Here is a 22,617-nt window from a genome sequence, read left to right on the forward strand (position 1 = left end):
GGCAGCCTCCCTCTTTCATAAATTTATTCGTAGTTAAACATAGCACTATTTACGTAATTAAGGGATTCTATTGTACCTGCATCACACCAAAATCCCTTTAAATTTTCAATATTAACTGTAGAGCTTTTCAAATAAAGTTTGTTAATATCCGTTATTTCCAGCTCTCCTCGCTCTGACGGAGTAACTTCCTTCATAAATTCAAATACTTTTTCATCGTATAAATAAATACCAGTCACACAAAGGTTGGAATCGACCTCCCTTGGTTTTTCCAATAGCTTCACCACGTTTCCCCGTTTATCCGTGACAGCTATACCGTACCTTTCAGGATCGGCTACTTTTTTTACGAATAATAAAGCGCCTTCCCCTGTTGCCTGAAATGTATCTACAGTCGTTTTTAAATTATCTGTAAAAACATTGTCACCTAGTATGACAAGGAGCTTTTCGCCCTTCACCTGGTCCTCTGTTTTTGACAGGGCATCTGCTATGCCCCTTGGTTTCTCCTGAATTGTCCAAGTTATGTTTAGGTTATTTAACGGTAAATCAGGGATTATTGCTTGAAAGTTCTCTACATCCTTTTCATTGGTTACAACAATAACGTCCTTTACCCCTGCCTTCTCCATTGCCCTTAATGGCCAATAGATCATTGGAAACCTTCCAACAGGAAGTAAATGCTTATTTATTACTTTTGTATATGGCGTTAATCTTGTACCTGTTCCTCCGGCCAATATTACTCCCTTCAAAAGGATCACCTCCAATCCATTGGCCATTTCTTCTAATCTAGATACCGAATGACGAATGATTCTAATATGGCAGCAACACCTGCTGCAGCAAGAATAAAGATAATGATAGAGAAGGTGAACGGAAAGGAAAGATAACCAATTAAAAGAAAAGCACTAGACCAAATTCCCAAACACCAATGACAGGTTAATAATTCTCCGATCCACTTTCTCCACCCTTTATCCGCTATAACTAATACTGTTTCAACTGTCCCGTCCGATGCTTTTTCGTTTTCATAATGAATAAACTTCTCTCTAATAGACTCTGTTATCGTGTCGTAAATGAGTAAATGGGTCAATCGAAAAACTGCTAAAGCAAATAAAACAAAATGAAATGTTTCAATTGGCATAACAGCACCCTCATTTCCTTTGAAAATATAAACGAATGCCCCCTATTTACCATATGTAAAAATAAAAATATTGGGATTAAAATGAATAAATTTTTTAGGCGAATGTTGTATATTACATTGCGAGGGGCTTGGCAGGTCACCCACGGAAAGCGAACGGACCGTAGCGAATGAGCAACAAGATTTGTATTTCCATGGTAGTAAATTTAAAAGGTACCCCTTGAATTGGGATACCTTCTTTTCATCCTTCATTATAATTTTGAGTCGTCAACTTGATTTAACCATTGTTCGATTCCGCCGATAACGGACTTAACACAGCCTTCCTGGAACGGTGAAATTAAGTTTGCCTCGTCAACCAATTCAGTGAAAGGAAGACTTCCACCTTTTTTACAAAGGTTGATATAATCCTCCCATGCTTGGTCATGGTCCTCAGTGGACTTCTTCCAGAATTGGAAGGCACAAATCTGCGCTAAAGTGTAATCGATGTAATAGAATGGCATTTTGAAAATATGTGCCTGTTGATGCCAGAAGCCACCCTTTTCTAAATAATCATTTTCCTCATAATTACGATGTGGAAGGTACTTCTTTTCAATATCTCTCCATGCCTTCTTTCTCTCCTCAGGGGTTGCCTTTGGATTCTCATATACAAAATGTTGGAATTCATCGACAGATACACCATATGGGATAAATTGCAGTGCCCCGCTTAAATGGCTAAACTTATATTTTTCCGTATCTTCCTTAAAGAAGAGTTCCATCCATGGCCACGTAAAGAATTCCATGCTCATGGAATGGATTTCCGCTGCCTCAAAAGTAGGAATTGCATATTCTGGTACTTCAAATCCACGGCTTAAGTAAACTTGAAGTGCATGACCTGCTTCGTGCTTTAGAACCCTAACATCTCCTGATGTTCCATTAAAGTTGGAAAAAATAAATGGGGATTGGTATTTCTTAATATACGTACAGTAGCCACCGCCAGCTTTTCCTTTTTTACTTACTAAATCCATTAACTCGTTATCAATCATGAAGTTAATAAATTCATTCGTTTCAGGAGAAAGTTCCTCATACATCTTCTTTCCTTGTTCTACAATCCACTCTGGACCACCCTTTGGTTCAGGATTTCCTGTCATGAAGTTATAGTTATCATCATAATATTGGAGGGAATCAACACCAATACGTTGTTGCTGCCTGTCTTTAAGCTTGGAAGCAACTGGAACAATATGTTCAAGCACTTGACTTCTGAAAGACGCTACCTCTTTTGGTCCATAATCAGTACGATTCATTCTTGCATAACCTAATTCAACAAAGTTATCATAGCCAAGCTTTTGAGCCATTGCTGTTCTTACTTTAACTAACTGATCATAAATGTCATCTAACTTAGCTTCATTTTCTGAGAAATAGGCGTATTTAACTTCATGTGCTTTTTTTCTAGTCTCCCTGTCTTTTGATAAGAGAAACGGACCCAACTGTGAAAGATTTCTCTCTTCTCCTTCAAATTCAATTTTTGCTGCGGCTAGTAGCTTTACATATTCACTTACTAGCTTATTCTCTTTTTTAAGATCCTCTAAAATCTCTTCAGAGAACGTTTTTAATTTTGCTTCGGCAATGTTAAATAATTGCTTTCCCCACTAACTCTCTAGCTCAGATCGATAAGGTGATTGAACCAGCGTTTCGTAATATTTATGTATTAAGCCTTGATAAACAGGACTCCACTCATCAAAGTAATCCTGCTCTTTTTTGTAGAATTCATCTGTCGTATCAATGGTGTGACGCGTACTTACAATTCTCATCATCGACTCGAACTCTGTTCTAAGTTGAATGATCTCATCAACAACTTTGTTTTGCTCTGCTGCATTCTTGACCTGCCCCATTTTTTCCAAAAGAGCATTAAATTCCTTATGCACTTCCTCCATTTCAGGACGCTTGTATTCGAATTCGCTAAATTTCATAAACTCCACCCTTTCGTGTCTTTCATTAGTTTACGTTGTAGTTTAATTATATAATTTATTGATAGAAACGGAAATGAATTTATTTAGAAACTCGAAGCTTTTTTATAAAAAAAGGGGTTATATCCTTAAGGCGATAGCTCGTCCCAGGATATAACCTTTTATTCAATCATTACATTAATCCAATTGTATTATAACCACCATCAACATGGAGCAGTTCTCCAGTGATTCCTCGGGACATGTCACTCATGAGGAATAATGCCGTGTCTCCCACTTCTTGTTGGGTAACTGTACGTTTAAGTGGTGCATTTTCTTCCATTTCCTTCAAAACATCGTTAAATCCGCCAATTCCCTTTGCTGCAAGGGTTCTTATTGGACCTGCAGAGATGGCATTTACACGAATACCTTCTTTACCAAGGTCATTAGCCAAGTATTTTACACTTGCATCTAAGGAAGCTTTCGCCACACCCATAACATTGTAATTCTTAACAACTCTTTCTCCGCCAAGGTATGTAAGGGTAACTACACTTCCACCCTCTGTCATTATTGGACGAGCAGCTTTTACTACAGCTGTTAAAGAATAAGAGCTGATGTTATGTGCTAATAGGAACCCATCACGAGTTGTATTTAAATATTCACCATCAATTTCATCGCGGTTCGCGAAGGCAATACAGTGTGCAATTCCATGGATAACACCTGCTTGCTCTTTTATTGAAGCAAATGTTTTATCAATTTCTTCGTCATTTGTAACATCACATGGAAGAATAATGGAATCCTTACGCTCCAATGTTTCAGCTAAGTCACGTACATTTTTTTCCAGACGCTCACCTTGATATGTAAACACTAAACGTGCTCCTGCACTAGCCAAGGATTCTGCAATTCCCCAAGCAATGCTTCGTTTATTGGCAACTCCCATAATCACATACGTACGATTACTTAAATCAATTTTCATGGAAAAATCTCCTCCAAAGTTTTAGAAGTAGTTATTAGTACTTGGTCATAATTTTACCCTACTATCTTGAGTTTCGTCAATGATAATAAGTTAGGGGTGTCCATAAATTGTAAAATATCCTTTCTTTCGAGATAATGACTATATCTAAAATGATAAGCTAAAAATACAGAAATGATACAAGTTTTAGTTAAGTAGGAATGAGGTGGTCTTTTGTATGATATTATAGGCGATATTCACGGTTGTTATCAAGAAATGACAGAGTTAATGAAAGAGCTTGGCTACGAATTAAAGGAAGGTAATATTTCTCACAAGGAGGGACGTATTCCTGTCTTTTTAGGTGATTTAACCGACCGTGGTCCAAATTCACTCTCTGTTATTTATGCCGTTACCCATTGGGTAAAAAATAAGCAAGCACTTTATTGTCCGGGAAATCATTGTAATAAATTATACCGGTACTTTTTGGGGCGAAATGTTGTGGTCAGCCACGGTTTAGAAACCACTGTAGCGGAGTTAGAAGCGTTGACAAGCAAAGAATTCAACCATGTCTCTAGTCTCTTTAGAAACTTATATGAAAGCGCTCCTTTATACTTACAGTTAGATGACGGGAAACTAGTGGTAGTGCATGCTGGGATTAGACCAGATTATATTGGTAAAACAAGTAAGAAAGTAAAAACCTTTGTTTTGTACGGGGATATTACCGGGGAAAAGCATCCAGATGGCAGACCTGTACGTAGGGATTGGCCTTCGAAATATACGTACGATTGTACCGTAGTTTATGGACACACTCCTGTTAAAGAACCAAGGTTCGTTGGAAATACAGTGAACATCGATACAGGTTGTGTTTTTGGGAATAGATTGTCAGCTTTCCAATGGCCTGAGACGACAATCGTTTCTGTTCCTTCTCAGCAGCCATTTGTGGAAGAGAAGTTCAATCGAATTGATCCTCATTAAGTTTTACCTGGCAACACTTACGGGAAATCCTCTTACTTACTCTTGTTCGCGTTTCAACACTCGCTTTTGGAACGCGAAGCTCTCTCCCTGACCCGGGCTCGCGTTTCAACCTAGGACTCTAAATCGCAGAAGAAAGCTTTTTCACCAAATCAAAAATAACTTAGCACGATTAAATCATGCTAAGTTATTTCTCCATTTTTCAACTAACCTTTCCATGTCCTTCGGAAGTGGCCTTCGAAGGATGTGTACTTCATCCGTTAAAGGATGGGTGAACTCGAGAACGGAAGAATGAAGGGCTTGCCTATCAATTCCATCTTCCCTCCCACCATAAAGGGTATCGCCAATAATAGGATGTCCTTTATGGCTAAGGTGGACACGAATTTGATGGGTTCTTCCTGTTTCCAGCTTTAATTGAACTAACGTTGCTCCTCTGTACCTTTCTACCACTTCAAAGTGAGTTACGGCACTCTGACCGTCAACGGCATCTGTGACAGTCCGTTCTATGATACTTCCTTCCTTTCGGCCAATTGGAGCATCGATCGTGCCACTTGAATCCATAACCTCCCCGTGAACTAATGCTAAATAAGTTCGCCGAACATTTTTTTTCACATGTTCCTTCACAAACAAATCATGGATATGTCTATGTTTCCCTATCATCAATAATCCAGAGGTGTTTTTATCTAATCTATTAATAGCATGAAAGGTGGATCTGATTCCATTCTCCTGATAATAATGGATGACAGCTCCAGCTAAGGATTCCTCATTAATTCCCTTCGATGGGATTGTCGGTAAATAGGGCGGTTTATTTAATACTAACAAATGGTCATCCTCAAAAACAATATCCAGTGGAAGCATAGTTGGTTTTATCCATTCGCTCACTTTTTCCTCTGGAAAATTAATTGTTACAACATCACCAGTCGCTACTACATATCTAACGGTTACTTCCTGATCATTAACGGTAATTTTACCGCCCTTATATTTTATGTCAGCGAGAGCTCTTCGAGAAATTCTCTTTTCCTCTCTTAAATAATTTCGCAGCAATTGTCCATCTTCTGATGGCTGAACAGTCCAAGTAAACGTGATGGAAGACATTAGTCCGCGATAAAGGATTCCTTTACCCTTTTCCAAAAGGGAAATGGCCGGAATCTGGCAAACTTTACTTTTTCTTCAGCAACTCGACATTGTATAGATTTCACTTCTTGCTGCAATAATGTAAGGTGATCAATAGTAACCTGGAAATCAGCATCATTATTAGGTTTTAACAGACATGTATGATGCTGGGGAAGAACTAATGGTGAACCTATTGTACGATAAACTCGATTATTTATGGAGGCCATTTCTGCTAACTGGATGGAGGGTAAGGATGGGTGTAAAATTGCACCTCCAAGGGCCTTGTTATATGCTGTACTTCCTGAAGGCGTGGATATACATAATCCATCCCCTCTAAAGGTTTCAAATAGCTCTCCTTTTATTTCTATATCCATCACTAAGGAGCCTTCCGTGCTTTTTACTGAACATTCATTTAAGGCCAAAAATCTTTCCGATTTCTTATTATTATGATGGCGGATAATAACTTCTAGGAGTGGATATTCCACAATTTTAAATGGAGTTTTTGCAATATGGATGACTAGTTTTTCCACTTCTTCTGGCTGCCAGTCAGCGTAAAAACCAAGATGTCCCGTATGAACCCCAACAAAGGAAGTCTCTGCTAACCGATGGGTAAATTGATGGAATGCTTCTAATAAAGTTCCATCACCGCCAACGGAAATAACAATATCCGGTTTCTCAGGATTATAGGTTAGTTCAAATTCCTTTAGGTATTTTATTATTTTTTTTGATATCACATTGGAGACATCGTCTCCCCTTGAACACACTGTGAAATTCATACAAGTACTTCCCTTCTAACTTAATTCGACTTCTCCATGGAGCCTCTCTTTTTGGAAATGATCTGCTGGGCCTCCTGAACTTCACCGCGTATCTGTGACATTTCTTCATCCAAAAGAAATGCTGCTTCTGCTGCCCTTTCCAGCCTTTCTTCAATTTCCCTTGGAATTTTCCCGGAATATTTATATTGTAAAGAGTGCTCAATGGTCGCCCAAAAATTCATTGCCAACGTACGAATTTGAAGTTCTACCAGTATTCTTTTTTCGCCCCCCTCAATCATGTGAACTGGGTAGCGGAGTACAAAATGGTAGGAGCGGTAGCCACTCCTTTTCTTGTGTTTTATATAATCTCTTTCTTCCACAATTTCAAAATCGGTTCTGTCTCGAATCAGTCCAACAACTGTATCAATATCACCAACAAATTGACACATGACCCTAACTCCAGCAAGATCTTGCATCTGTTCCTCTATTTTATCAAGTGGAATATTTTTTCTCTCAGCCTTTTGAATAATACTTGATACAGGCTTTACACGTCCAGTTACAAACTCGATAGGTGTGTGCCTAGATGACAGCTGATACTGCTCTCGTATTCCTTTTAGCTTAATTTTCATTTCATTAACAGCCTGTTTATAAGGGGCTAATAATGTCTCCCACTCTATCGTCAAGGGTATCACCACCAAGTATGAATTCTCGATGTATTAAATACTGAAAAGGAATCCATTTATTCAGGAAAATTCTTTTCTACTGCGTTCACCATTTCTTCACCATAATTTGCATTACCACGAATATTTTCAATGAGGCTATTTAATTCAGTAAAGAAATGAGACAGCTCAAGTTTCATTTGATTCTCTGGTGTAGAGAATACTGCAAATATAGGGGTTTCCCTATTTCTTAATTCTTCTAAACTTCCCCATAAATTTATTGGTAGTCTTATATGTACGAAATTATCTGGATCTTCTAATATATAAACAAATGCTAAATCATTAGAATCAACTAATATTTGTCCTGCAGCATGTAATTTTTTTAAATAGTCGATAGGTTCACTGGCCGAAATTAATATCTCCCCAGAACCTGCTTTTTCTTCTAATTTTTCTGCAATCCACTTATTCATTTTTTTACCTCCACTGAACGTTAATTATTCCATATTTTAGTTTAACATAATTTTAATTGTAACTCGACGAAAGTGGTGTGACATATAAATGCGTCCCCTCAACCATATTCGACAAAAAATACTAAAACGTATTGTAAACATAATAAGCCTATGGAATAATAAAGACAACGATTGAAACGACAAATTGAAGGTGAAACAATGACTCAGGAAATTGAGATTGAATTTAAAAATCTATTGACTAGGAATGAATATATAAGCTTAATGAATGCTTTTGGTATTACAGATAAAGAAAAAGTCGGTCAAACCAACTATTACTTCGATACAAAGGAAATGCAATTAAAGGAAAATAAATGTGCCTTAAGGATTCGAAAAAAAGGTGATCATTACATCCTCACCTTAAAAGAACCCCTTAAAGAGGGCTTACTTGAAACACACCAAACCCTTAGCTCCCATGAAGTAGATCGTGCTATTTCAGAGGGGATTCTACCTGATACTGGTGACGTGGTTTCACAACTAAAGGATATTTTAAAAACAACTAACCTTATACAAATGACGTATTTAGGTGAGTTGACAACAGAGCGATTGGAAAAAACGCTACCTGAAGGACTGCTTGTTCTCGATAAAAGCTACTACTTCGATATTGTCGATTATGAATTGGAATTTGAATGTGAAGAGTGGAGCACCGGCCAAGCATTTTTTGAAAGTATGCTCTCAAAACACAACATACCAAAACGTAAAACACCGAATAAAATACTTCGATTCTATAATGAAAAAATCCGGAGATCTTCATAAAACGGAGGAAACAAGAAGATGAAAACAAATTGGAAAAATGATTTTTATCAATGGCAGGTTTTACGCTCTTGGGGTGAAAAAAAGGGGCAAAGTTTGCTCACTTCCTCCCAAATGGTGGAGAAAACCTTTAATAACCTTTTACAGACTGAGCTTCAAAGTAAAATGAATACAACCACTTCCCTTTTGTCTAGTAAAACATTGGCGGAGCCTTCCTCTAGGTCCATTCCCTTTAACGTTCGGGAAAAAGCCTTTTCGTCCTTGATTGAGGAAGCATCTAAAAAACATGGTGTTGATCAAGCACTCATTTATGCAGTAATAAAGCATGAATCTAATTTCAAGCCACAAGCCATAAGTCATGCAGGTGCTAGAGGATTAATGCAGTTAATGCCTCGAACCGCTCAAAGCCTAGGGGTTACTGACAGCTTCGATCCAAAGCAGAATATTGACGGAGGAACTCGCTACTTAAGATTAATGCTAGATCGTTATAACGGAAATAAAACACTTGCTTTGGCTGCGTATAATGCAGGCCCAGGTAATGTAAACAAATACGGTGGGGTTCCCCCCTTTAAGGAAACTCAAAACTATGTAAGAAAGGTATTAAACACAGTGGAAGAACTCACTTCCAATTTTGGTTAATAAGGATGGTTCATAGGTTAACATCAACCTAATGAACCATCCTTATTATTTTTAAAATTGGCTCTGTTAAATTTTGATGTTGATTTTCGCTTCAGATACTCGCTTTCCGCGGGCAACGCTTCAGCCTCCTCGTCCCTGTGGGGTCTTCAGCCGTTGCTTTTCCCGCAGGAGTCTCGTATCTTACGCTTCAATCAACTATGTAAAAAAATCAACATATCCTTTAACAGAGCTTTAAAATTACTAATTAACCCCTATAATAATTTTGTATTATCATTTCAGGATTATGTATATAAATACTGTAATAAAAGTGGAAAAATTTATTAATTGATGCACATTTGTTGATGATAAAATGGATGATTGCTACAATAAATTTAAATAATAGATCTATGAGAAAAGTACTAATCTTTTTTTTAATAAGCTAGTGCAAAGGAGATTGTTATGGAGTCAACAAATGACAGAACACCCAATGACCATATTAGTGAAGAAAAACTCCATCAACTTGTAGACCGCTTCTATGAGCTCGTATCTAATCATCCTGATCTTGCTCCTATATTTCCAGATGATTTAACGGAAACAGCTCGTAAGCAAAAGCAATTTCTAACACAATTTCTTGGAGGGCCTCCCTTATATACAGAGGAACACGGGCACCCAATGTTACGTGCAAGGCATATGCCCTTTCCAATTACACCAACCCGTGCAAAAGCATGGTTATCTTGTATGGAACAGGCAATGGAGGATGTGAACCTTCAAGATCCGTTCAAAACCTATTTTTTTAATCGATTGACATATACAGCAAATCATATGATAAATACACAAGAGTAAATATTTGCTCTCTTCAAAAAGGAGGGAAAATAATGTCTTCTAAAAATGAAAAATTCGTTTGTTATGATGAATTGGGCCTATGTTGTCCAGAAGAGCCATCATCCTTTTATATATCAGATAAAAAGAAAAAACCTTTAGAAATTTATATGGTTATCGACCCTTTGTGTCCGGAGTGCTGGGCATTAGAACCTATTATAAAAAAACTTCAGATGGAGTATTCTCCATATTTTACGTTAACGACAATAGTAGGTAATGAGATAAAGTCTTTGAATCAGCCATGTGGTTCAAAAAAATCGAGCCATGTAAAGCAATTAGCTAAGATGTATGATGAAATTGCTACACGTACGGGAATGCCTTGTGATGGAGATGTATGGTATGAAAATTCTTCCTTTACTCCATATTTAGCAATTATCGCAATTAAAGCCGCAGAGCTACAAGGTAAAGCAATCGGAGCGAAGTACCTCCGCCGCCTTCGGGAAGCACTATTTGTACACAAAAAGAACATTGCATCGGAAGAAGTTTTAATTGATTGTGCTAATAAAGTAAAGGGAATGGACGTTCAAGAATTTGAACATGATTTACAATCACAAAGTGCCACAAAAGCATTCCAAGCGGATGTAAAAACTACGAAAGAGATGAATGTAACTACCCTCCCAACGTTAGTTTTCTTTAACGATGACGTCGATGAACCTGGGGTTAAGGTTTCTGGATTGTACGATTATTCCGTTTACGAAAAAATAATGTCAGAAATGTTAGGAGAGACAACAATGGAAAAATGCCCTCCCCTATCATTAGAAAGCTTTCTTCAATTCTATTCTGTTGTTGCCACTAAAGAAATTAGTGTCGTTTTTGACTGGAGTACAGAACGGGTAGAAAAAGAAATGAAAAAGCTTCAAATTCAACAGAAAGCAGAGCGGGTTCCTGTTAAGTATGGTAACTTGTGGCGTTATATGGATTAATTCATTTTATTGAAATGAAAGAGGGTGACTCTAAAGGTATGTTATTAACCTTTAGAGTCACCTTCTTTTTTTGGTGATCCCGTTTTGGTAATAGAAAAAAATCAGGCGGGTTGACCTGACTTTTTTCACGGAACATTGTCATTGTCATGAAAGGAAGTCGTCCAGGGTGTGACGTTTATATTACACATTAACTTGGGGGAGTTATGCGATACCCTTCACATTTACAATTTACCAAATCCCATTACTATTTACAATACAATGTGAAACATTTCACATTTTTGTCAAATGACAGTGAGCACTCACAAACATTCGTCCATACATCATCATCCTTTCTCGTGCTTTTTCTAAAGTTTGTCTATTTTCAACGAAACAAGCATACATATAAAAATGAAATAAGGAAGAAAGGATGAATAGAGATGGCAGGCGTAATCATCATTACCATTATAACTATTATCGTCAGTTTCTATTTAGTAATCATAAGTTTCATGAATATTTTCCCTACATGGATTGCACTCCCATTACTCCTTTTGTCCATTTTGTTTTTAGTTAATCTATTAAATGGCAGACATCGTTTTAAAGGTTTTCGTTCGCGGAGACTTTTTTAGAGAAGGCTGAATTAGCTCGAATACGTTTCAGGCGGACCCTTTCCGCGGGCAACTAAAGAAACGAGACTGCGTTTATTTTCACCAGTCTCGTTCATTTATTAATTATTGTTCAAATAACAGCTCTTCTAATTCATTTAGAGTTGCTTCAAATACGGAAAGTGCTTGTTTGATTGGCTCTGGGGAAGTCATATCTACTCCTGCTTTCTTTAGCACTTCAATTGGATAATCGGAGCTTCCTGCCTTTAAGAAGTCTAAATATCTGTTAACAGCAGGCTCTCCTTCTTCAAGGATTTGTTTTGCCAAAGCTGTTGCTGCACTGTAACCAGTAGCATATTGATACACATAGAAATTGTAGTAGAAGTGTGGAATTCTAGCCCATTCCAATGCAATTTCCTTGTCAATAACAATGTCTTCACCAAAATATTTTTTGTTTAAATCGTAATATAAATCACTTAATAAATCTGGTGTTAATGGCTCTCCATTTGCAGCCTTTTCATGCATCAACTGCTCAAATTCAGCAAACATCGTTTGACGGAAAACCGTACCCCTAAATCCTTCTAAGAAGTGGTTTAACAAATACAATCGCTTCTGTTTATCCTCTGTCACCTTAAGCATATGATCATTTAAAAGGGCCTCATTGCAAGTAGATGCAACTTCAGCTACGAAAATAGAGTAATTGGCATACGGGTATGGCTGCTCTTTTCTCGTATAGTAGCTGTGTACTGAATGTCCAAACTCATGGGCTAACGTAAACAGGTTATTTACATTATCCTGCCAATTCATTAACACATAAGGCATTGTACCGTAAGAGCCAGACGAATAGGCACCGCTTCGTTTTCCTACGTTTTCTTCCACATCCACCCAACGTTTATTGAAGCCTTCCTCAACAATAGATACATATTCTTCCCCTAATGGAGCAACTCCCGCTTTTACTAGCTCCTGAGCCTCTTCATATGGTACCTTCATTTTCACTTCCTTCACTAAAGGAGTATACAGGTCATACATATGCAGTTCATCTACACCCAATACTTTTTTCCTTAGGCTTACATATCTGTGAAGTAAATGTAAATGCTCATTTATGGTGGAAACTAATTGATCATACACAACTTCAGGAATATTATTCTTGCTTAAGGCAGCTTGTCTTGCAGAATCATAATTTCGAACATTTGCGTTAAAAATATTCCGCTTCACATTCCCACTAATGGTACTAGAAAAGGTGTTTTTAAACTTGCCATACGTTTCGTAGACACCCTTAAAAGCGTCTTCCCTCACTCTTCTATCACTGCTTTCTAAAAAGCGAATGTAGCGGCCGTGAGTGATTTCTACGTCATTCCCCTCTTCATCCTTTATCGTAGGGAACTTCATATCCGCATTATTCAACATACCGAAAGTATTGGAAGGGCTGTCTGTTACCTCACTTACTTGAGCGAGTAAAGATTCTTCTTTTTCACTTAATACATGTGGACGCTGACGATTTAACTGGTCCAAGGCATGCTTATACAATTTTAACGGTTCATGTTCCTCTAAGAATTTAGCAATTGTCTCTTCTGGGATAGCCAAAAGCTCTGGAGTTACATAAGAAGCTGCATTCGTTACTTGAGAAAGTAACTGGCTAGCACGATCATTTAGCCCTTGATAAAAGGAATTGGTAGTGTCCTGATCGTAACGCATATGTGCGTATGTATAGAGCTTTCCTAGCTTTTTTGAAATTTCATCTTGGTATTGAAGCAACTCATATAGAGTTTCAGCAGATTCACTAAGCTTCCCTTTATAATCTTTTAGCTTTGGGAGCATTTCCTTTATCTCTTTGAATTCCTGCTCCCAATCTTGGTCTGTAGCATAAATATCTTCCAGATCCCATGTTTTATCCTTTGGGATTTCCTCCCTTTTTGGTAACGCAGCAGTATTTCCTGCCATACCAACACCTCCTATATTCTCATCCATTAATCGTGCCTCTCTATACTTCTAGAGTAAAGCAAATAAATCCTTGTTTTCTAATAAAATATTTTCATTATCGAAATAGTTCCCTGCTCCACTCTCCTTTCCATTTTTCAATAACATAAACATCATCTAAGCATAGTGTATCCAACTGCTTGTGAATATTAATATGATTTTTCACTTTATATATCCCATTTAACTCCTTCTCCAAAACTTGAAACAAACAGAGGGCATCAAAGTACTCCACTACCGCTTCCCTAATTAAGTCTTTCGGGTGGAGATTAATAGGCCTAACATGAAAGTAATTTGATAAAAGCATCTGATACAGAGCATTTGTAATGTTGCTAACAGAAAAACGCTCTCCTAACGACCCTTTATTTATTTTTTCTATAATAAGCCAGGATTGCCACCACTGAGGCGGAGTCAAAAAATGATAATTTTTTCTTAAAGGAAGGCTTCCTAAGGCAGGGAAATAGTTTAAATTAAGGTGAAACTTTTGGAATACCCTAAGCATCTTCCTTTCTGTGGGGGTTACTTTCAGATAAACCTTCTGGCGCTTTTGTCTGAGTTCCCTTAACCATTTTGAAAAAAATAGGTTATGGAAGTTATCACAGTTCATGGGGAATTTAACTTTAAAATTTAGCAATTCTTTTGGTGGAAGATGAAACTCTGTTTTTATGGGCAATGCCATTGTTTTTTGGCGTGATAAATAATGGAAATGAGTAAAAAAGTACCATGATGGATCTTCAACTGCTAAGTAAATGGAGTGAAGGTAAGGGGCTGACCGGAGGAGCAAATGATCTAGCTGCCGAGTCGAGTACGTATATTTATCTATTTGATTAATCGAAGAATAGATTCCTATCCATATAGGCTCAATATTCAGTTTACAGTAATTTTCATGACGCTTTTGAAAGCTTTCTTCCATGATCGACGCCCTTTGAATCTCAAAAACATATTTTTTCCCATCAATAATCACAAAAATATCGGGCCTTTGTTTAATTTCCTTCAAATAGTGTTCTACCTGTGGTTCATAATTGTATTTCTTTAACCACTCTACAATTAACCTCTTACCCTTTCGATGATCTTCTGTCTCCCCTTTCTGCAGCCTACAAGAGCTATTAGCATGGTGGGCGAAATGCCAAGCTTGCTCATAGCCAAGTCGTAAAATTACCTTTTCTTTACATTCAGGACAGCTGTACTGATATTCCCTCCTATCCCTCTCCAGCTCCTTTCTTGTCCATTTCTTCTCATACAAAGACATGCTCGATCCATCACAACGATTTGCAGTAAACAATACCAAACACCTCCAGGTTTTTTTATAAAAATGATGAATGTATTACTTTCTTGTTATTGAAAAGCTTGGAAAAGCGGAAGGCGGTGACTCCGGTGGGAAAAGCAACAGTGCTCTTCATGCGACGAGTAATCGTAGGAGCAGCTGAAGTCCCCGCAAGGACGAGTGTTACTTCACGAGTAAACTACGAGATGTCTCGGAGCGAAGCCGGCAGAGGAATAGACACAGTTTTTTCCCGAGGAGACTGAAGCGTTGCCCGCCGGAACTTGGATGGTGACATTACTCCTGTAGCGTATCCAAGCCAAACATTATTCCTCAAAAACCGAAAAGTTAATTTAATGAATGGATTAGAAATAAAAGGGAGTGGACCTCGATGGAATGAATATGTGCAGAGGTCCACAAAGCAGTTATAATAGAGGCGATAATAACCTTGATGTGGATTCAATAACCTTAGAGGAAAGGGAGCGCTTCTTAAACACACTCAGGCGAATGACTGTGGAGTGCTCCATATCATAAATAAAATCACTTACTAATGTATCTACACTTCTTGTTTGGTATAAGAAGGCGTTTGCTTCAAAATTTAAATGAAAGCTTCTCATATCCATATTGGCTGTTCCAATAGATGCTATTTCATGGTCGATAATAATAAGCTTGCTGTGCATAAAACCTCGATGGTACTCATAAATCTTTACACCTGCTTCAAGTAATTCAGGAAAATAAGATCTTGATGCGTAAAATACTATTCTTTTATCAGGTCGACTTGGCACTAATATTCTTACATCTATACCACTGAGAGCTGCTATTTTTATGGCGCTAAGAATATCTTCATCGGGAATAAAGTATGGCGAAGCAATCCAAATGGACCTTTTCGCTGATGTTATCATTGTAAAAAATAATTTTTTTAATATTTCCCACCTTGTATCAGGTCCACTGGCAATCATTTGTACTCCACCCTCCTCCAACTGTTCGGGCTGATCCGGAGATAGGTAGCTTTGCTTCAGTGCCGTTTCCCCTGTAGCATAGTGCCAATCACGGAGGAATATTAACTGGAGACTTCGAATGGCCTCCCCTTGAACAAACAAATGGGTATCGCGCCAATGGCCAAAATAACGATTTTTGCCCAAGTATTCATCCCCAATATTTAACCCTCCAATAAAGCCATACTTTGTATCTACAACAATTATTTTTCGGTGATTTCGATAGTTGATCCTATGATTAAAAAGGGGAAATCGAACGGGAGAAAACGGAATGATCTGAACACCTGCTGCTTTTAATTCCTTAACATATTCCTTACTTAACTTCCAGCTTCCAACGGCATCGTATAGAAATCGAACGACAACACCTTCTTTGGCCTTTTCTATTAAAATATTTTTTATCTCTTGGCCAATCTGGTCATCTCGAACAATATAATATTCCATGTGTATATGGTCTTTAGCTTTTTTTAGTGCTTCTTTTATATAGGCAAAGGTTTCTTTCCCATCTGTCAGAACCTTTGTATTCGTTTGAAAGGAAATTGGGTTATTGGCCAACTTATGAGCAAGACGGAATAGCTTTTGCTGATGATCTGGCATTTCTGCCATTTTGGATCCATCTAATGGCCGGTTTCCCTCAATACGGTAAAAGGCCTGCTCATCAGAAATAGCTTTTTTATTAAAGGATTTTTTCTTTCTAAGATTCTGACCGAACATTAAATAGAAGAAGAAGCCAACAATAGGGAATGTCCCTAAAACAATAAGCCATGTCACTGTTTTAGTAGGATTTCGATTTTCAAGGAAGATAACAATTGCAATAAAAAAGGCAGATAGGGAAAAGATTATACTAAGACCACCAACAAGCCAATTCTCCCAGTATTCACGTGTTACGAATAATATACTCCCCAATATAGTTAGAAACACAATTATCTGAAGTCTTTTTAACATATGGGTTCCCCTTTTATCTATCTATTGTAGGAAAAGCGTAACGTTAACCCTGCATAAAATCAGTCAGAAGGAGTATTGGTTGAACTGCGATAAGTAATTTAAGTGGCGCAGGAGTATTTTTTTCTTGCAACGAGTAAGTTATAGTTAAAACGATGATTTTACGAAGAAGAATAGGCAGAACAGCTTTGCTAAAAATCTTTTAAACTTTTCTTTAACTCCAATATACTACGAATTAAATCGTTGTCAAATATTACACAAAAATTTCACAAAAGTGCTTAAAACACAAAGAAAATGATTATCTAATTCTATTCCCTATTCTAGTAATTCAATGCTTGTTCAAAAAAAATAAAAAATCTATTTTTTCTTGCAAATTAGACATTTTTTTCATAGAATGATGTTGAATATAAAAAATTAAATAGTGAAAGGAAGAGTGAAACCTTAATGTTCACTAAACCCCGAAGCCCCTCCGATGAATTAATGACCCTCCGTATATTAAACTCCCGTATGGACCTAGCAGATAAAAAACAAAATTATCTTAATTTAGAAAAAGGCTAGGAAGGAGAATGCTTGTTTGATACGTATTTAGAAAAGATATCCCATAAGTGGATCATACTTAACGATCTTAACTTAAAACATAACAAATCATTTCAAATTGACTCTGTGCTTATTGGAGGCCAGTCCATCTATCCAATCGATGTAAAGAATTTTGAACATGACTACTATATGGAGAATGGCCAATGGTATCATCCTAATTATCCAAACGATGGAAAAGACCTGCTACTTCAATTACAACGAAGCAAATCATTATTTCAACAATTACTCACAAATCTCGGTTATTCAAACTTCACCTTTATATCGCGCCTCGTTTTTGTAAATCCTACCTTTACGTTATACGAAGCACCAAGAGACCTACCAGCTATACTTCCAACACAAATGAATGGATTTATTGAAAACTTAGGTAAACAAGCTGTACATGTAGACTTCAGCCACAGAAAGCTTGCAGATAAACTCATCTCCATGCACCGTACTAAATCCGAATACTCTATTATTCCAGCATATGATTTTGAAAGCTTGGAAAAAGGAATATTCCGTGAGAAGTGTAGGCGAGAATGGAATTGGAAAGAAGAGAATTTGTAAAATGCAGCAAATGTGGTTTTGTGGAAAAACGAGATGATGCTGTCATGAGAACTATAGAAGAATACATTCTACTTTTCCCAGATAGAGAAATAAATACACAAAATATCAATCAGTGGTGCAAGATTGTATCCAAAAGGACTATCTCAAGAGTCCTTAATAAAAATTTTAAACGTATTAATCATGGTAAGTATTCCACTTATATTAAAGTTTTTTCATAGATGTGTTTTATACTTTTATTTAATCGGACAAGTTTGAAACATCACAAAATGAACTTTTCATAGAACAGGTAAGCATACCTCTTCTTGCTTTTCCTGTTTCATAAACTCCTCATGGAACAGGTAAGCTTATCCCTTCTTGCTTTTCCTGTTTCATAAACTCCTCATGGAACAGGTAAGCTTATCCCTTCTTGCTTTTCCTGTTTCATAAACCACTCATGGAACGGGTAAGCATACCTCTTCTTGCTTTTCTTGTTTCATAAACCTCCCATGGAACAGGTAAGCATACCTCTTCTTGCTTTTCCTGTTTCATAAACTCCTCATGGAACAGGTAAGCTTATCCCTTCTTGCTTTTCCTGTTTCATATACCATTTCATGGAACAGGTAAGCATACCTCTTCTTGCTTTTCCTGTTTCATATCCCCCCTCATGAAACAGGTAAGCATACCTCTTCTTGCTTTTCTTGTTTCATAAAACTCCCATGGAACAGGTAAGCATACCTCTACTGACTTTACCGGTTTCATAAACCTTTAATGATACCCGTAACAAAAGTGAAAATAGTCTTTTCAGTTTGATGAACCCCATTGTAGACACTTAGTTGTATTAACGTAGAATTCTCTTGTTTCTTAAAGACCTTATCTATACAAAAGCATAGAAAAGATAACCCAAACAAATTCCTCCCCCCTTCAGAGCACACAAAAAAGCCGATGACCATTCATCGGCTTTTTTTAGGCAAATTTAGTTCTTATTTCCGCTAATGCGTTGTCTTCTATAATTGTTGTTCCGTACTCGGAAATTCGGTGAATCGTTACATCGGATTCATAGCCAAATTCCAACATTCTGCTTAGGAGGTTATCCTGTTCGTCATCACTATATTTTTCATCTAAAGTAACATAAATGTAGTAGGTACCTTCAAAGCTGTGAAGACTTGTATCCACTTCCTCTGTAAAAGCATGGCTTAGTGTAATAACATCCTCAAAGTCCCTAAATCCTAAAACAACGCTCAAGGAATGATCTTTTATAATGTCATTATCCTTATCTTTCGCAAACTGACTGTCGAGCAGGTCAACGATATTATTGTCCACAGGCATCTCATCCTTTTCATCGTCATCCAATGGAATTTCCAGTTTTACATTTCCATCACTTAGTTGGCCACGTGTAACGATAATTTCTAGCCCCTTTTCAAGCGCATGTACCTGCACCCATAACGGGCCTGACATTTCAAAGCTTTCTTGATCATTGGCTTCATTCATCATCTCGAAGAAGAGTTCCTCTCCCCTTTCGCGATTATACCAAATCTCATCTTTATTGAACCCACGACGTTCCATGTCGTGGTATGTTATATAAAACTTTATGGTTGAATCATTAATTCTTTCAATATCCATGTTGTTCTCACCCTTTCAAAAAAGTAGTCCGACTCCTTGAGAACAATATCTCATTTTTATTACCCTCAATGTTAAAAAGTAAACCATCCTTATGCTTACTTACATTGTATGACATAAATCAAAGAATTAAAATAGTGTAACTATGTTTTACCAAAATTATTGGGATCTGTAAATACATTTGTTTGGTTCTTATTTAAATAATGCTTGTATATATATATAAAAGATTCCTTGTCCTTATTCACTGACAATGATAACTACATCTAATATTACTTCTATTTTATATTGGATGACCAAGGAGGATCAACCTTTGAGCTCAGAATTTATCATTTCTTTACTAACAATTATTGGTATTGATATTATTCTTGGTGGAGATAATGCCATCGTTGTTGCCCTTGCCTGCAGAAAGCTTCCCCCCCACTTGAGAAATAAAGCAATAATACTAGGGATAATGCTTGCAATTGCAGCAAGGGGGGTCCTAACTTTAGTTGCTGTACACCTATTAACCATACCTTATTTAATGTCCATTGGTGGTATTCTTTTATTATGGATCGCATTTCGTTTGTTAACTGGAACGGAAGAAGAACACCAAATTACTAGTGAGGCAAAATTTAGTGATGCCATAAAAACGATCGTTATTGCGGATGTTGTTATGGGATTTGATAATGTGTTAGCTGTTGCTGGTGCTGCAAATGGTAACGGATTTTTAGTACTCTTAGGACTCTTAATCTCTGTACCGATTATTATTTGGGGTAGTAAGTTAATCTTATACTTAATGAATAAGTTTCCTTTTATCATCTATATCGGAGCTGGGATATTAGTTTATACAGCTGCTAAAATGATCTTGCACGAAGATATCATCGCGGAAAAACTTCAACTAATTAACCTAAATAATAGTGTTTTCACTTTGGCACTTGTAATAATGGTCCTTTTCAGCGGCTGGTTTTTTAATCATGTTAAAGGGATTCAGTGGTTCCACTTTTCAAGAAATAACAGAAAAGACGGGTAACAATTATTGATTCTAAAAAAATATTAGGGTGTGTCCAAAAGGTCGGCAACTTCACCTTCAGACACACCCTAATCATTATTCGTTTACTAGTTTCTTAGTTGCTTCTTGCAGTTGGAATGTACGAACCTTTCTTGGAAGGAATCGACGGATTTCTGCTTCGTTATAACCAACTTGAATTCTCTTCTCATCCATAATAATTGGGCGTCTTAAGAGACCAGGATGATCACTGATTAGTTGGAAAAGCTGTTGTAACGGCATAGAATCTAATTCCACTTCTAGTTCTTGGAATACCTTTGAACGGGTTGAAATAATTTCATCTGTTCCGTCCTCCGTCATGCGAACTACCTCTTTAACCTCTTCAACAGATAATGGCTCAGAAAAAATATTTCTCTCTACGAATTCGATATTATTCTCTTGTAACCAAGCTTTAGCTTTACGACATGATGTACAGCTTGGAGATGTGAATAGTGTGACCATTAAACTAATTCTCCTTTCCCCATCTTATATATAAAAGTTTTTACATTTCCCTTTAATAATAACAATTCTAAGTAACAACTCTTATTATACTATAATTATTATAATTTGAGTAGAGTATATTTAAAAAAGTTGATTTAAAGTTATGTATAATCATTTATACCCATAGAGATCATTTACCCAATTAATTAAAGGATTAAACGTAAAAAATTAAATATTTTATAACTTTATTTTGTATAAATAAACTTATCCCTATATTACATACGATTTACAGCAGTAAAGGATTCACTTTTTTATAAAAAAATAAAATTTATTTTTACCTAATTGATTTTCAATTAGAATTATTTATTTTCAATAGACAATCGAAAAGACTGCCTTGACTATACAAGACAGTCCTTTTTCTAAGCAATTGTTTTAGACTGAGAAACTGGTTGTCTTTTTGGGATTTTGTTTACTTCATCCCAACTTCTTTTTAACAAATCCTTCAAAAGATCCTTTTTCAGCTTTTTTCTTTTTTTACTAGCCTTCATAGCAAAACACACTCCTTTCAGTGTTTTGAAAATTAAAATTTAGACTTTAAAACAGTATTTCCATTAACTTTTTTCTTTATTTTGACTAATAATAAGATCCAAACTGAATTAGGTGTTGTTAAACTCTCGGCTCATCTCCTTGATCGAAGGTGAGTACTTCCTCAGGTTCATCATATGTTTGACCATACAATTGTTGATCTTTATACGTATGAATATTTTCATACGTGTGTAGCATTTTTTCATAAATGCTTTCTTCCGACTCGTCCGCCGGTGACCAGTATAGAATTTCTAATTCCGTTACTTTACCCGTATCTAAAGAACGGCGTCGATAGCCTATAGACTTGGCATGCTTAAAACCTTCCCTATGGTAAAATCGCTGTCTTTTTTGAGTATCCGTATCTTCATAGTCAATCGGCTCCACCTCTAAAATAATTGGTTTCCCCTTCTTCTTTAATTTATCTAGCAGCTTTTTACCAAGTCCTTGCCCTCGTGCATCCTTCGAGACAAATAAATAATCAATGAATATAAAGTCGTTCATCTCCACATACATTAATACATGATTTGGACCATCGTCTTTTTTATAAACTTCTTTCTTTTCCTTCAATAGAAGCTCCATATGCTCTTTCGATTTCATTTCTTCTATTGGAAAATATTGATTGAGCTTTTCGTACCAATTCATTTATTTGTTAAACCTCCATCATTTCCTGCCATTTTTCCTGTTGAAATAAATGTAGCGGTCAAACACTTCTTTCATTTATATTATATGCTATTTGCAAAAAATGATAAACAAGGTTTAAGATCGTTTAACTTGCGTATTCGTAGAAACAATGCTATTTGTCCCATTAACCAACTTGACGGTGAATGTTTCTCCCATATCCTTTAATTTCCTATAGGAATGAATAAAGCTGACTGGGAAGTTCAATGACTACAGTCAGCTCATTAACGT

The 22,617-nt window shown here is 36.7% G+C and carries 23 protein-coding genes and 1 pseudogene; 8 read left to right on the top strand and 16 right to left on the bottom strand.

Annotated elements, in window-relative coordinates; translation table 11 throughout:
- Nucleotides 1-23 precede the first annotated feature (23 nt).
- The 4 genes and pseudogenes from J2S74_RS13440 to fabI all read right to left on the bottom strand — a co-directional run bounded on the left by J2S74_RS13440 (nt 24) and on the right by fabI (nt 4,018).
- Nucleotides 24-740 carry a sugar phosphate nucleotidyltransferase gene (locus J2S74_RS13440; RefSeq protein WP_307326306.1) on the bottom strand — a complete coding sequence of 239 codons (717 nt, stop codon included), beginning with the start codon at nt 738-740 and terminating at the stop codon, nt 24-26.
- Between the two features lie 32 nt (nt 741-772).
- On the bottom strand, nt 773-1,126 hold the full coding sequence (locus tag J2S74_RS13445) for a DUF1360 domain-containing protein (protein WP_307326307.1): 354 nt from the start codon (nt 1,124-1,126) through the stop codon (nt 773-775).
- 248 nt (nt 1,127-1,374) lie between these two features.
- Nucleotides 1,375-3,069 (bottom strand): annotated as a pseudogene (locus J2S74_RS13450) (M3 family oligoendopeptidase).
- Between the two features lie 169 nt (nt 3,070-3,238).
- Nucleotides 3,239-4,018: an enoyl-ACP reductase FabI gene (gene fabI, locus J2S74_RS13455; protein ID WP_307326308.1), complete on the bottom strand. Its 780-nt coding sequence runs from the start codon at nt 4,016-4,018 to the stop codon at nt 3,239-3,241.
- Between the two features lie 210 nt (nt 4,019-4,228).
- Between fabI and prpE the strand changes: the two genes are divergently transcribed.
- Nucleotides 4,229-4,969, top strand: a complete 741-nt coding sequence (gene prpE, locus J2S74_RS13460; RefSeq protein WP_307326309.1) for a bis(5'-nucleosyl)-tetraphosphatase PrpE — start codon at nt 4,229-4,231, stop codon at nt 4,967-4,969.
- A 174-nt stretch (nt 4,970-5,143) separates the two neighbouring features.
- Here prpE and J2S74_RS13465 read toward each other — a convergent pair whose 3' ends face one another.
- From J2S74_RS13465 to J2S74_RS13480, 4 genes are read right to left on the bottom strand one after another with little or no spacing between them, the layout of a single operon-like run.
- Entirely contained in the window at nt 5,144-6,097 is a 954-nt protein-coding gene (locus J2S74_RS13465; RefSeq protein WP_307326310.1) for an RluA family pseudouridine synthase, read from the bottom strand.
- Entirely contained in the window at nt 6,061-6,855 is a 795-nt protein-coding gene (locus J2S74_RS13470) for an NAD kinase (protein WP_307326311.1), read from the bottom strand. The genes J2S74_RS13465 and J2S74_RS13470 overlap by 37 nt, the downstream gene beginning before the upstream one ends.
- A 20-nt stretch (nt 6,856-6,875) precedes the next feature.
- Nucleotides 6,876-7,517 (bottom strand): GTP diphosphokinase, encoded by a 642-nt coding sequence (yjbM, locus tag J2S74_RS13475; RefSeq protein WP_307326312.1) that lies wholly within the window; start codon nt 7,515-7,517, stop codon nt 6,876-6,878.
- A 56-nt stretch (nt 7,518-7,573) separates the two neighbouring features.
- A complete protein-coding gene (locus J2S74_RS13480; RefSeq protein WP_307326313.1) occupies nt 7,574-7,963 on the bottom strand; it encodes a UPF0738 family protein in 390 nt (129 codons plus the stop codon).
- A 198-nt stretch (nt 7,964-8,161) separates the two neighbouring features.
- On the opposite strand from J2S74_RS13480, the gene J2S74_RS13485 reads away from it, so the two are divergent.
- The 5 genes from J2S74_RS13485 to J2S74_RS13505 all read left to right on the top strand — a co-directional run bounded on the left by J2S74_RS13485 (nt 8,162) and on the right by J2S74_RS13505 (nt 11,777).
- On the top strand, nt 8,162-8,755 hold the full coding sequence (locus tag J2S74_RS13485; protein ID WP_307326314.1) for a CYTH domain-containing protein: 594 nt from the start codon (nt 8,162-8,164) through the stop codon (nt 8,753-8,755).
- A gap of 18 nt (nt 8,756-8,773) precedes the next feature.
- On the top strand, nt 8,774-9,391 hold the full coding sequence (locus tag J2S74_RS13490) for a lytic transglycosylase domain-containing protein (protein WP_307326315.1): 618 nt from the start codon (nt 8,774-8,776) through the stop codon (nt 9,389-9,391).
- A gap of 438 nt (nt 9,392-9,829) precedes the next feature.
- Nucleotides 9,830-10,213, top strand: coding sequence for a globin domain-containing protein (locus J2S74_RS13495; protein ID WP_307326316.1), 384 nt, complete (start codon nt 9,830-9,832; stop codon nt 10,211-10,213).
- A gap of 32 nt (nt 10,214-10,245) precedes the next feature.
- On the top strand, nt 10,246-11,172 hold the full coding sequence (locus J2S74_RS13500) for a ClpXP adapter SpxH family protein (protein WP_307326317.1): 927 nt from the start codon (nt 10,246-10,248) through the stop codon (nt 11,170-11,172).
- Between the two features lie 416 nt (nt 11,173-11,588).
- Nucleotides 11,589-11,777 (top strand): hypothetical protein, encoded by a 189-nt coding sequence (locus J2S74_RS13505; protein WP_307326318.1) that lies wholly within the window; start codon nt 11,589-11,591, stop codon nt 11,775-11,777.
- Between the two features lie 102 nt (nt 11,778-11,879).
- Here J2S74_RS13505 and pepF read toward each other — a convergent pair whose 3' ends face one another.
- The 3 genes from pepF to cls all read right to left on the bottom strand — a co-directional run bounded on the left by pepF (nt 11,880) and on the right by cls (nt 16,925).
- Nucleotides 11,880-13,694 (bottom strand): oligoendopeptidase F, encoded by a 1,815-nt coding sequence (gene pepF, locus J2S74_RS13510; RefSeq protein WP_307326319.1) that lies wholly within the window; start codon nt 13,692-13,694, stop codon nt 11,880-11,882.
- A 94-nt stretch (nt 13,695-13,788) separates the two neighbouring features.
- Nucleotides 13,789-15,009 carry a competence protein CoiA gene (locus J2S74_RS13515; RefSeq protein WP_307326320.1) on the bottom strand — a complete coding sequence of 407 codons (1,221 nt, stop codon included), beginning with the start codon at nt 15,007-15,009 and terminating at the stop codon, nt 13,789-13,791.
- Nucleotides 15,010-15,413: 404 nt separating this feature from the next.
- Nucleotides 15,414-16,925, bottom strand: coding sequence for a cardiolipin synthase (cls, locus tag J2S74_RS13520; RefSeq protein ID WP_307326321.1), 1,512 nt, complete (start codon nt 16,923-16,925; stop codon nt 15,414-15,416).
- A gap of 567 nt (nt 16,926-17,492) precedes the next feature.
- On the opposite strand from cls, the gene J2S74_RS13525 reads away from it, so the two are divergent.
- A complete protein-coding gene (locus tag J2S74_RS13525) occupies nt 17,493-18,062 on the top strand; it encodes a nuclease-related domain-containing protein (protein WP_307326322.1) in 570 nt (189 codons plus the stop codon).
- 588 nt (nt 18,063-18,650) lie between these two features.
- Here J2S74_RS13525 and J2S74_RS13530 read toward each other — a convergent pair.
- Both J2S74_RS13530 and mecA read right to left on the bottom strand, forming a co-directional pair.
- Nucleotides 18,651-18,800 (bottom strand): hypothetical protein, encoded by a 150-nt coding sequence (locus J2S74_RS13530; RefSeq protein WP_307326323.1) that lies wholly within the window; start codon nt 18,798-18,800, stop codon nt 18,651-18,653.
- Nucleotides 18,801-19,004: 204 nt separating this feature from the next.
- Nucleotides 19,005-19,661 carry an adaptor protein MecA gene (mecA, locus tag J2S74_RS13535; RefSeq protein WP_307326324.1) on the bottom strand — a complete coding sequence of 219 codons (657 nt, stop codon included), beginning with the start codon at nt 19,659-19,661 and terminating at the stop codon, nt 19,005-19,007.
- A 307-nt stretch (nt 19,662-19,968) separates the two neighbouring features.
- Here mecA and J2S74_RS13540 point away from each other — a divergent pair, with 307 nt between their 5' ends.
- Complete coding sequence (locus J2S74_RS13540) at nt 19,969-20,667, top strand: TerC family protein (RefSeq protein WP_307326325.1); 699 nt, start codon at nt 19,969-19,971, stop codon at nt 20,665-20,667.
- 75 nt (nt 20,668-20,742) lie between these two features.
- Here J2S74_RS13540 and spxA read toward each other — a convergent pair whose 3' ends face one another.
- The 3 genes from spxA to J2S74_RS13555 all read right to left on the bottom strand — a co-directional run bounded on the left by spxA (nt 20,743) and on the right by J2S74_RS13555 (nt 22,350).
- Nucleotides 20,743-21,144: a transcriptional regulator SpxA gene (gene spxA, locus J2S74_RS13545; protein WP_307326326.1), complete on the bottom strand. Its 402-nt coding sequence runs from the start codon at nt 21,142-21,144 to the stop codon at nt 20,743-20,745.
- 398 nt (nt 21,145-21,542) lie between these two features.
- Nucleotides 21,543-21,671 carry a hypothetical protein gene (locus tag J2S74_RS13550; RefSeq protein WP_307326327.1) on the bottom strand — a complete coding sequence of 43 codons (129 nt, stop codon included), beginning with the start codon at nt 21,669-21,671 and terminating at the stop codon, nt 21,543-21,545.
- Between the two features lie 118 nt (nt 21,672-21,789).
- Nucleotides 21,790-22,350, bottom strand: coding sequence for a GNAT family N-acetyltransferase (locus J2S74_RS13555; protein WP_307326328.1), 561 nt, complete (start codon nt 22,348-22,350; stop codon nt 21,790-21,792).
- Between the last annotated feature and the right edge of the window lie 267 nt (nt 22,351-22,617).

It is taken from the genome of Evansella vedderi (assembly GCF_030813435.1).
Taxonomy (GTDB): Bacteria; Bacillota; Bacilli; order Bacillales; family Salisediminibacteriaceae; genus Evansella; species Evansella vedderi.